Annotated in this window: 8 protein-coding genes; 7 read left to right on the top strand and 1 reads right to left on the bottom strand. The window is 60.4% G+C overall.

Going from position 1 to position 11,003, the window contains the following annotated elements:
* The 6 genes from ACFPB1_RS20410 to ACFPB1_RS20385 all read left to right on the top strand — a co-directional run.
* On the top strand, nt 1–916 hold a 916-nt coding region (locus ACFPB1_RS20410; RefSeq protein WP_379227945.1), incomplete at its 5' end, for a helix-turn-helix transcriptional regulator.
* Complete coding sequence (locus ACFPB1_RS20405) at nt 913–2,691, top strand: sensor histidine kinase (protein WP_379227944.1); 1,779 nt, start codon at nt 913–915, stop codon at nt 2,689–2,691. The genes ACFPB1_RS20410 and ACFPB1_RS20405, both read left to right, overlap by 4 nt.
* A gap of 114 nt (nt 2,692–2,805) precedes the next feature.
* A complete protein-coding gene (locus tag ACFPB1_RS20400; RefSeq protein WP_379227943.1) occupies nt 2,806–4,254 on the top strand; it encodes an ABC transporter substrate-binding protein in 1,449 nt (482 codons plus the stop codon).
* A 146-nt stretch (nt 4,255–4,400) separates the two neighbouring features.
* A complete protein-coding gene (locus ACFPB1_RS20395; protein WP_379227941.1) occupies nt 4,401–5,351 on the top strand; it encodes a carbohydrate ABC transporter permease in 951 nt (316 codons plus the stop codon).
* Nucleotides 5,348–6,178, top strand: coding sequence for a carbohydrate ABC transporter permease (locus ACFPB1_RS20390; protein WP_379227940.1), 831 nt, complete (start codon nt 5,348–5,350; stop codon nt 6,176–6,178). The genes ACFPB1_RS20395 and ACFPB1_RS20390 overlap by 4 nt, the downstream gene beginning before the upstream one ends.
* A gap of 58 nt (nt 6,179–6,236) precedes the next feature.
* On the top strand, nt 6,237–8,087 hold the full coding sequence (locus ACFPB1_RS20385) for a glycoside hydrolase family 127 protein (RefSeq protein WP_379227939.1): 1,851 nt from the start codon (nt 6,237–6,239) through the stop codon (nt 8,085–8,087).
* 131 nt (nt 8,088–8,218) lie between these two features.
* Here ACFPB1_RS20385 and ACFPB1_RS20380 read toward each other — a convergent pair whose 3' ends face one another.
* A complete protein-coding gene (locus ACFPB1_RS20380) occupies nt 8,219–9,994 on the bottom strand; it encodes a hypothetical protein (protein ID WP_379227938.1) in 1,776 nt (591 codons plus the stop codon).
* A gap of 563 nt (nt 9,995–10,557) precedes the next feature.
* Here ACFPB1_RS20380 and ACFPB1_RS20375 point away from each other — a divergent pair.
* The gene (locus ACFPB1_RS20375; RefSeq protein ID WP_379227937.1) at nt 10,558–10,923 is read left to right on the top strand and encodes a cupin domain-containing protein; all 366 of its coding nucleotides are present in this window, start codon (nt 10,558–10,560) and stop codon (nt 10,921–10,923) included.
* The last annotated feature ends 80 nt before the right edge of the window (nt 10,924–11,003 follow it).

Genomic DNA, 11,003 nt, shown 5'->3' with positions numbered 1-11,003 from the left:
GGCGCGGCGGGCGCTGCGCGGCACGCTGCTCGCCGCCGCCGAGGCTTGGCGCCCGCGCGGCACGCTCGCGCACGGCATCGCGGCGCTGCCGCCGGACGCCGGGCCGCCGCCCGGCGAAGCCGGCACCGCCGTGAACGTGCCGGCACTGTACCGCCGGGCGCAGGCGGCGCTCGCGTACGCGTTCCACGCCGACTGGCGGGGCGCCGTCGACGCCGATGACGTGCTGCCGCCGGTGAAGCCTATCTTCCGCCTCGACGGGGAGCAGCTCTTCGAGGCGCTCCAGGAGCCGGAGCCGTCGGCGGCCGAAGCGCTGTGTACGGACGCGTTCCGCGCGCTCGCGGCCGACGGCCGGTGCGAGCCTAAGCTCATGAAGGATTACGCGGCCTTGACCCTGATGAAGCTCAAGAGCCGGGCCCGCGACATGATCGATTCGCGTGTTGGAAGCGTTGTCACCGAGACGGCGATGTCGGCCGTCCCGGCGTGCCGCAGCGCCGAGGCGCTGACGGCGCTGCTGCTGGGCTGCCTGCGCGAGGTGCATAAGTCGCTGCACGAGCGGAAGCAGGGCCGCAGCGAGCTGATCGTGGACCAGTGCCTGAGCTGGATTCACGAACGCTACGCCGAGGATCTGACGCTGGAGGCGGCGGCGGAGCGGTTTCATTTCAACGCGTCGTATTTCAGCACGCTGCTGAAAGCCCGCACGGGGCGGTCGTTCTCGGAGCACGTGACGGACGCGCGCATCCGCCGGGCCAAGGAGCTGCTCGCGGCGGGCCGGCTGCGCATCTACGAGATCGCGGAGCAATGCGGCTACCGCGATACGAAATACTTCACGCGCATGTTCAAGCGGCAGGTCGGGCTGTCGCCGGAGGCGTACAAGCATGCGGCGCCGCGGGCGGACGAAAGCGGGTCGACGCCATGACGTTCCGGACGCGGCTCGTCCTCAGCTACCTGACGCTCATCGCCCTGCCGCTGCTCGTGCTGAGCACGCTCTTCTACCGGACGAGTCTGAACGTCGTCACGGAGCAGGCGCAGAAGAATGTGTTCGCCGTCGTCAAGAAGAACAACGACGTTATCGATACAAAGCTCGGCATGGCCGATCAGAACAGCCGGTCGCTGTTCGTGGACAAGGACTTGTTCGAGATTTTCAACGCGCTTCGCCCCTCCAAGGAGGAAGAGCTCGTGGCGGCCGACCGGCAGATCTCCGCGATCTTAAGCAAATATTTCTCCCAGAACGAAGACGTGTACGCCGTGCAGCTGTGGACCTCGTACTACAGCTTCGGCTTGTCCCTCTCGCTGCCGCAGGGCGATCCGACGCAGTCGCAGATCTACAAGGAGGCCCTGCGCGCGGGCGGGAAAATGGTCTGGTATCCGACGTACGACTTCACCCGGATGTTCAACCAACCGTGGCTGAAGGACGGCTCCATCGACTTCCGCTACCTGTTCTCGGCGACCCGGCTGCTGAACTTCTCGCACCTCGAGGACAGCACCCTCGTCAAGCTGAAGCCGGGCGTCGAGCGGCCCGTGCTGACGATCAGCTACAAGTCGACCGTGATGGACGAGCTGTTCGAGCAGAGCATTCCCGCCGGCTCTACCTACATGGTGCTCGACCCGAACGACGTCGTCGTGGCGTCGAGCGATAAATCGCAGGTGACCAAGAAGTACGCGCCGGCGTGGATCCAGGCGTTCCGGGCGAAGGAGAGCGGCACGGAGCGGATCAAGCTGGGCGGGGAGAACCGGATCGTCTGCTTCGCCCGCTCGGAGGTGACGGGCTGGCTGTCCATCGTCGTGACGCCGCAGTCCGCGCTCGTGAGCAATCTCGTGCCGGTCATCCGCACGTCGACGATCGTCGGCGCGCTGGCGCTGACCGGCGTGGCGCTCTTCTTCGCGTACTTCATCCTGGGCCGGATCACGGGACCGATCAAGCGGCTGATGAGCGCGATGCGGTCGGTCGGCGAAGGGGACTTCCAGACCCGCGTCGAGGTGAAGCGCAATGACGAGTTCGGGCTGCTGTCGCAGCGGTTCAACCGAATGAACGACCGGATCGCGATGCTCGTCAAGGAGAACTACGAGATCCAGCTGAAGGAGAAGGAAGCGGAGATTCAGGCGCTCAACATGCAGATGAACCCGCATTTTCTGTATAACACGCTCAACATCATGAACTGGACAGCCATCGAGAACGGCCAGATGGAGCTGAGCAAGATGCTCGTCTGCCTCTCCAACATGCTGCACTACACGTCGCGCAAGGAGTGGGGCGCCGTTCTACTGACGGAAGAGCTGGAGTGGATGCGGAATTACTTCTATATCATGTCGGTTCGCTTCGAGGGGAAATTCGCCGTCGCGTACGACATCGAGCCGGCGCTCTACGAGGAGAAGCTGCCGCGGCTGCTGTTCCAGCCGTTTGTGGAAAATGCCATCCTCCACGGCTTCAGCGGGCTTGAGGCCGGCGGCCTGATCGAGATCCGCGGCCGGACCGAGGGCAAGAGCCGGTATTTCGAGATCTGCGACAACGGGCGGGGCATCTCCGAGGCGGGCATCCATGCGATCCTGTACGAGGAATCGGCATCCGTCGGCATCAAGAACACGATCTCACGCATCAAGATGGCGTACGGGGACGACTACGGCATCCGCATCGAATCCGCACCGGGCGAAGGCACGCGGGTGATGATCCACCTGCCGCACAACACCCAATATTAGTCCACCATTCTAGGAATGCTCGGGTTTTGAAAGCGCTGTCCGTCTCTTACAATGGAACTATCATAGACTGCAGCTATGAGCCAATGAGGACGCAATCAGAGAGGGGCTCGCACTATGTCAAGCAATCGAGGGAAGCTCGTTTCCCTGCTTCTGGTACTGATTCTCGCGGTTACGGCCGTCCTGGCCGGCTGTACCAAGTCGGATGCCGGCTCGAACAACGGCGCCGCCAATAGCGGCAATAACGGCGGCAGCGCGGGCGAAGACGCCGGCGCGGGCTCGGCGGACGCCGGCAGCGGCGAGCCGATCAAGCTTCGCCTCACCGCCTGGGGCTCCCCGGACGAGATCGCGGCGTACAAGGTCGCCATCGCCCGGATCGAGAAAGCCAAGCCGAACATCAAGGTCGACTTCCAAGCTATCAGCGCGGACTACGACACGAAGCTGACGACGATGGTCGCCGGCAACGACGAGCCGGACGTGGCCATGATGGAATCCGCCACGATCGCGTTCCCGCTCGCGGAGCAGGGCAAGTTCCTGAACCTGCAGGATTATCTCGACAAGGACACGGAGCTCAACATGGACGCGCTCGTGCCGAACATCACGTATTCGGCGGAGCCCGGCAACGTGATCGGCATCGGCCCGGGTCCGGAGACGTTCGTGCTGTACTACAACGAGGACGTGTTCAAGGACGCCGGCATCGAGCCGCCGCCGGCCGATCCGTCGGAAGCGTGGACGTGGGACCAGTTCGTGGACGTCGCCAAGCGGCTGACGATCGACAGCAAGGGCCGCAATGCGACCGAGGCGGGCTTCGATCCGAAGAATATTAAGCAGTTCGGCATCAACCTGCCGACGTGGTGGGGCCTCTACAGCAACTTCATCTATTCCAACGGCGGGGACTTCCTCTCGGCCGATGGCAAGACGCTCGGCCTGAACCAGCCGGAAGCGGTGGAAGCGCTCCAGAAGCTGGCCGATCTGATCAACGTGTACCACGTCGCCCCGTCGCCGCTGCAGGCGAAGAACATTCCGGGCACGAACGTGGCGCTTCAGACCAAGAAAGTCGCCATGGCGTTCGACGGGCAGTGGGCGACGACGGGACTCGCGCAGTCCAAGTTCAACTACAATGTCGGAGCGCTGCCGGTTATGAAGGAGCCGGTCACGACGGTCGTCGCGGGCATGTTCTCCATCTTCAAGTCGACCAAGCATCCGGAGGAGTCCTGGGAGCTGCTGAAGGCGCTGATCGATCCGGACGCGTCGCTCGACATGCTGACCGCCGGTACGTGGATGCCGTCGCACAAGGACTGGTATACGGACGCCGACAAGCTGGCTAAGTGGACGCAGAATCTGCCGTCCCGCCCGTCGGGCTACAAGGGCGCGGTCATCGACATGCTGCTGAGCCACAGCCATGCGACGCCGACGGCGTACGTCAAGAACTTCAACAAGATCATGGACGTCATCAATCCCGCCCTGGATAAAGTATGGCTGGGCAAGCAGTCGGCTAAGGAAGCGCTGGACGCGGTCGCCGCGAAGGCGCAGGAGCAAGTGCAGGGCCGCCGGGACGTGAAGTAAGTTAGATGAGGTACGTGAAACAAGTAAGATGAAATACGTGAAGTAGAGTTAGTAGAGGCCCGTCCGCCGAGGCGGGTCGCGGCAAGCGGGGGACAGCCGTTCCGGACCGGAAGGCTGTCCCTTTCCCTAGACAGGAGGCATAACGCATGGAGATTTCGGCGCAAGGCGGGCAGCAGGCCCGGGCCGCGGCGCGGAAACGAAGCACCGCGAGAGAGCGCAAAGCGCTGTTTTACGGGATCTTGTTCACGGCGCCGGCCATACTCGGTTTTTTGATCTTCACCTTGGGTCCGATGGTCGCGAGCTTCTACCTCAGCCTGACGGACTATAACGTCTTCAAGGACCATACGGCCTTTATCGGGTTCGACAATTACGCGAAGCTGTTCTCGGGCGGGGACGACCTGTTCTACCAGTCGCTCGGCACGACGTTTTATTTCGTGGTGCTGCGCGTGCCGGCGGTCATCCTCCTCTCGTTCGCCCTGGCGCTTCTGCTGAATATGAACGTCAAGGGACGGTCCATGTTCCGGACGATCATCTACCTGCCGAGCATCGTGCCGGCGGTCGCCTCCTCGATGATTTGGCTGTGGCTGCTGAACCCGGACCTCGGTCTGATCAACACGGCGCTGGAATGGCTGCATTTGCCGACGAGCAGCTGGCTGTTCGGGGAGCGCAGCGTCATTCCGTCTATCGTGCTCACGACGCTGTGGGGCATCGGCGGGACTGTTATTATTTTCCTGGCAGGCTTGTCCGGCATTCCGAAGCAGTATTACGAAGCGATCGACGTTGACGGCGGCGGCTGGTACCACAAGCTGCGGCATATCACGATCCCGATGGTGACGCCGACGATCTTCTTCAACACGATCATGACGATCATCGGCTCCTTCCAGGTGTTCAGCGAGGCGTACATCCTGACCCAGGGCGGACCGAACAACAAGAGCCTGTTCTTCGTCTTTTACCTGTGGCGGACGGCGTTCCGCGACACGGAGATGGGCTACGCGTCGGCGCTCGCGTGGGTGCTGTTCGTCATCATTCTCATCTTCACGTTCATCGTCTTCAAGACGTCCAAATCCTGGGTGCATTACGAGGGGGACCGCGCATGAGAGAGTCCAGGCTGAAGCTCGCCGCAGGCTACGTTGCCCTGCTCGTCGTCTCCGTTATGTTCATCGTGCCGTTCGTCTGGCTGCTGCGCAGCTCCGTGATGGACCTGTCCCAGATCTTCGTCATGCCGCCGCAGTGGATTCCGAAGCCGTTCCACTTCGAGAACTTCAAGGAAGCGCTGACGGTCGTGCCGTTCGGCACGTTCTTCGTCAACACCTTGATTATCGTGGCCGGCGTCCTGCTCGGTACGGTCGTCTCCAGCACCGTCGCCGCGTTCGGCTTCTCGCGCATCCGGTGGAAAGGGCGGGACGCCGTGTTCGCGGTGCTCATGTCCGCGATGATGCTGCCGGGCGCCGTGACGCTGATCCCGAGCTTCATCGGCTGGAAGGAGCTCGGCTTCTACGATACGTTCTATCCGCTCATCGTGCCGGCGTACTTCGGCGGGGGGATCTTCAATATCTTCCTGCTGCGGCAGTTCTACCTGACGATTCCGCAGGATTTCGACGAGGCGGCGTTCGTGGACGGGGCGAGCTATTTTCAGATCTACTGGCGCATTCTGCTGCCGCTCAGCCGTTCGGCGGTCATCGTCGTTGCGCTGTTCACGTTCCTCGGTTCGTGGAACGACTTCATGGGCCCGCTCATCTACTTGAAGAGCGACAGCCGGTTCACGCTGGCGCTCGGCTTGCAAATGTTTCAGGGCAGCTATACCGCGCAGTGGGACCTGCTGATGGCGGCTTCGGCGGCCGTCGTGCTGCCGTGCGTCGTCGTGTTTTTGGTCGGGCAGCGGTATTTCCTGGAAGGAATTACGCTTACCGGGTTGAAAGGGTAAACGGGGATATGCGAGGTTCAAAACGAGACAAGGAACGACGAAAAGGGAGGCTGCGAGCATGACGACGACGCAACAACCGATTCGGGGCTGGCGGGGCGTGCCGTTCTCCAGCGTGCGCATCGACGATGAATTCTGGCGTCCGCGCCTCGAGGTGCTGAAGAACGTAACGATCGACGTCTGCCTGCGCAAGTGCGAGGAGACGAACCGCATCCGTAACTTCGCGCTGGCCGGTGGCTTGGCGGAGGGAGATTTCGAGGGCATGTACTACAACGATTCCGACGTGTACAAGGTGCTCGAAGGCGCCGCGTACGCGCTCAGGACGGAGCGGGACCCGGAGTTGGAGGCGGAGATCGACCGCATCGCGGAGCTGATCGCGGCCGCGCAGGAGCCGGACGGCTACTTGTCGACGTACTTCACGCTGATAGCGCCGGACTTGAAATGGACCGACATGGAGAAGCACGAAATGTACAACGGCGGCCATCTGATCGAAGCCGCGGTCGCGTATTACCAGGCGACGGGCAAGCGCCGGCTGCTGGACGTCGCCTGCCGGATGGCGGATCATTACGACGCCGTGTTCGGTCCCGGCAAGCGCCATTGGGCCGAGGGGCACGAGGAGATCGAGCTGGCGCTCGTGAAGCTGTTCGGCGCGACCGGCGAGGAGCGGTACTGGAAGCTGGCGCTCTGGCTGCTCGAGGAGCGCGGCCATGGGCACGGGGTCGGCGCGATCTGGGATAAGCCGGAGTGGGGGCCGGCCTACTGCCAGGACGACGTGCCGGTCCGGGATATCCGCGAGGTCAAGGGGCACGCGGTCCGCGCGATGTACCTGTACACCGCGATGGCGGACGTCGTGCTCGCGTCGGGCGATCCCGCCTATCTGGCGGCGCTCGACCGGGTGTGGGCGCATACGGTCGAGCGCAATCTGTACGTGACCGGCGGCATCGGGCCGTCCGTCCACAACGAAGGGTTCACCCACGATTACGACCTGCCGAACGAATCGGCGTACTGCGAGACCTGCGCCGCCATCGCGATGGCGTTCTGGAACCACCGCATGAACCTGCTTCATGGCGACGGCAAATACGCGGACCTGGTCGAGCGCGAGCTGTTCAACGGGGCGCTGTCCGGCATCTCGCTGTCCGGCGACCGGTTCTTCTACGTCAATCCGCTGGCGTCCAAGGGCGAACACCACCGGGTGGAATGGTTCCACACGTCGTGCTGCCCGACGAACCTCGCCCGGTTCCTGCCGGCTATCGGCCAGTATCTGTACGCGTCGACGGAGGATGGCCTCGCCGTGAACCAATACGCCAACGGCGAAGCGGACGTCGAGCTCGGCGACGGCGCCGGCACGGTGCGGATCGCGCAGTCCACGGCGTATCCGTGGGATGGGCGCATCGTGATCACGGTGACGCCGGAGCCTGGGGCGGCGGACGAATTCGCGATCCGGCTGCGCGTGCCGGGCTGGTGCCGGGGCTACCGGGCGTCGGCGCAGGGCGAGCGGGTCGACGGCGCGGAGGCGCTGACGGCGAAGGGCTACCTCGTCCTGAAGCGGCACTGGGCGGCGGGCGACACGATCGAGCTGACGCTCGACATGCCCGTCGAGGTTGTCCGCGCCCGGCCGGAAGCGGAAGCGAACCGGGGCCGCATCGCGCTGCAGCGCGGCCCGGTCGTGTACTGCGTCGAGCAAGCCGGCAACGCCGGGCTGCGCTACGACGACTTCGCGCTCGGGGCGCACGAGCCGTTCGCGGTGCAGCACCGCGCGGAGCTGCTCGGCGGCGTGACCGTGCTGCGCGGCCGCACGGCGGACGGCGAGCCGTGCGAGCTCATCCCGTACTACGCGTGGGACAACCGCGAGGCGGGGTTCATGCAGGTGTGGATCCGCGAGGCGGAAGACGGGCGGCTGTATCGGTTTTGAGGGTGTATCGGCCATTGGGAGAATTGCACCTATAATCCGAAGGAGAGCGGGGGGACTCCGATTATTCCTCCCAATCCAAACAACGCGCATCGACGATCGATGCGCGTTGTTTGGATTGCTTTTCAACGAGATTACTTCTTCTCGTGGAGGTTATTCTTCTTACTCATAAAGTTTCGCTCGATTTCAATCGAACCGCCTTTAGCGGTTTGATAGAGCGCGGACTCGATTACAGGCTGCACGACTAGGTTATCCAGCTGGACGGCTTCGTTTTTGCTTCCGTGTACGGTGACGGAGATCGTGTTGCTGCCCTTATGGAGCGTTGCGGTTTTGCCGAGCTTAATGAGCGTAAGATAATCCGTATCAGGCGAACCGGCTGCGGATGAGCGGCCTACGAGTTTATGGTTGACATAAACGTCCAAATAGACAGCGTTTGCAGGGAGCGCTCTTTTTTCAATCGCCGCATAGAGAAGCACGTTTTCCGTTTGTTTGCTTTGAATGGTCGTTTGCAGGCCGTCTCCCGGATGTAAACGCACAATGTCTCCGCTATACGAGGCATCTCCCGTCCACGAGCTATCCGGCTTTACGGTTTGCGGCTTTCCTTGAGCAGGCAGGAAATTCTCCGCTTCTACGACGTATTGGGTATGACGGTTAATGGTTTTGGCGGTTAAGTATTTTTGCGCATCCGGCATGGATTGAATCGCTTGAAGAGCCATCAAGGCCTCAATGGTGGATTCCGCGCCGGCATTCATGTTTACTTTTTTCGTGACGCCGTTTATTCCATCATAGCCTCTGCCTGTCTGGGGATCATACATCACGAATTGGGCGTCGTTATTTCCGGTGAACCAAGAGGCCGCGAGCCCGGCATATTTGGCATATTTCGTTTCGTGCGTTACGTTGGCAAGCTCCGCATAACCCTGTACCAGCATGTCGACGCCGTAGGCGATCTGTTCATCCTTGGCTTTCGTCGGAGCCATTTCTTTAATCATGCCGTTGACCAAGATGTGGGTGAAGAGATAATCCGCTTCCTTCCGAGCCGATTCAATCCATTGCGGCTTATGCAGCACTTGTCCGGCCTTGGCTAAGGCATAGGTTTGTGCGCTGCCCCAAGCGTGCCAGAGGGTCGTAGAGCCGCCCCAGTCCAAGTGCGCGCCGTAGGGATATTCATCGAAATCGCCATATTGAAATTTAACCAGCCCGTCACCGATCTTCGTCATGGAGTCTTTGACAGCGGGGTTGGGACTGACCGCATAATATTCGGATAACCCTAGCAGCGCATTAGACATCGCATCGAATCCATCGATCCACGCAGGGACTTGACGGCCATGAATGGCGGTATACTTCCCATAGTTCGCGTTCAATTTCTTTTGAAGCGCCTCGTTGGCCAGCAGGAAATGCTGGTTTAATTCCTGGGCGTAGGCGGGATCGAGTTTACTAAACAATTTATAGCCGTATCCAATTGCCCAAGTACCTCTGGCTGCCCACCAATCGAAGGATTTTTTGCTTGTGCCTCCGTCCTTGTTGATGGACAGATCCTTGTTGACGAAATTATAAAACTCACCGTCATCGGCTTGCATATACATCACGAAATTAAGCGCTTTCCGCGCATGCTCTAGCGAAGCCGGATTTTTGGTCCGCTCATAGTCATTTAAGTAAACCACTGCAGCGCGCGCTACATCATCGACGCACGCAATTCCTTCCCCCGATGCATCCACCCACTCGTAGTTCGGGAACTCCGAATAGATATGGGTAATCAGCATGTCCTTGTTGTCGATGACCACGTCTTGATTCAACGCATTGAGGTGAGCTAAATTAATTGGACTGCTTGCCTCCGCTGAAGCCTTGGCGGCAACCGGTGCGGTGAAACCAACGGCTAAGGCGATTGAAAGTAAAGCGCAAACTTGCTTCAAAACGATCACTCCTCGTGTTGTTAGGATTAAATGACTGCAAAAGCCAAGAGTTGTGGAACTTCCCTCCTTCATACATGGGTCGAAAGCGCTATCAGTAACGAGACTTAATCACGTTACAAAATTAGTTTTGTAACGTTAAATAAATTCATTATGAGCGCATTACTTACCATTAATAGCGTTTTCAGCCTAAGGTCGATTATAAGATTGCGGATTCGTCAAGTCAACCACTTCTCCGTATTTGTTCTGTTCACTTTACAGTAACTCATTTTGTAACGTTACATATTTTTAGGGCAGGATAGGCAAGAAACTTCTTTTATAGTAGAAGAAGCCGGTAACCTTCGAGAGTAGTTTGATCGGATGGAGCACGTTACCCAAAACATCATCGACTTCCAGGGTATGCATCCGTAAAATGGGAATGATGACAGTCGCCTATGAGCCTCATGTGCGGCGATTCGATGACGGTCTGCCGTAGCCGGCGGCGCATACCGCCATTTCAACAGGTTCAAGCAGCCATCTGCGCGAACCTCAACCCTAACCCCAACCCTAACCTAAGGAGTGTTCCTTTGAAAATTTACGCATTCGGCAAAGCCATGGGCAAAACCATCACGCAGTTCGGCAGCAAAGGCGCATCGATCTCCCGAATCATCAAGCACGACAAGCCGACGCATATCGGCTGCATCTGCCTCGAGCCCGGCGGGCACGTCGGCCGGCACGAAGCGGCGATCAACCAATTGTTCGTGGTCCTGAACGGGAAGGGCTGGGTGACGGGCAAAGAAGGGATCCCATATGAGATCGAGGCCGGTCAGGCCGCGTATTGGGAGGCCGGCGAGGAGCGCGAATCCGGCACCGAGTACGGGATGACGGTCATCGTCATCGAAAGCGAGCAGCTCGAGCCGCTGATGACCGAGGTCCCGTGGTTGAATGCGTGAAGGACGGCGAGCGTCGTCGGCGGCGTCCGGCGTATCCAAGCAAGCGTCGAGGACAACGGCGTGCTAACCGAAGCTATCTG

The organism is Paenibacillus sp. GCM10023250 (genome assembly GCF_042653205.1).
In the GTDB taxonomy this organism is placed as follows: domain Bacteria; phylum Bacillota; class Bacilli; order Paenibacillales; family Paenibacillaceae; genus Paenibacillus_Z.
The sequence above is the reverse complement of the archived record's forward strand: the minus strand, read 5'-3'. Positions and strand labels throughout refer to the sequence as shown.

What these genes read in the sequence shown, in the direction of transcription:
- ACFPB1_RS20405 (WP_379227944.1), top strand. Translation starts at nt 913, where the DNA reads ATGACGTTCCGGACGCGGCTCGTCCTCAGCTACCTGACGCTCATCGCC.
- ACFPB1_RS20400 (WP_379227943.1), top strand. Translation starts at nt 2,806, where the DNA reads ATGTCAAGCAATCGAGGGAAGCTCGTTTCCCTGCTTCTGGTACTGATT.
- ACFPB1_RS20395 (WP_379227941.1), top strand. Translation starts at nt 4,401, where the DNA reads ATGGAGATTTCGGCGCAAGGCGGGCAGCAGGCCCGGGCCGCGGCGCGG.
- ACFPB1_RS20390 (WP_379227940.1), top strand. Translation starts at nt 5,348, where the DNA reads ATGAGAGAGTCCAGGCTGAAGCTCGCCGCAGGCTACGTTGCCCTGCTC.
- ACFPB1_RS20385 (WP_379227939.1), top strand. Translation starts at nt 6,237, where the DNA reads ATGACGACGACGCAACAACCGATTCGGGGCTGGCGGGGCGTGCCGTTC.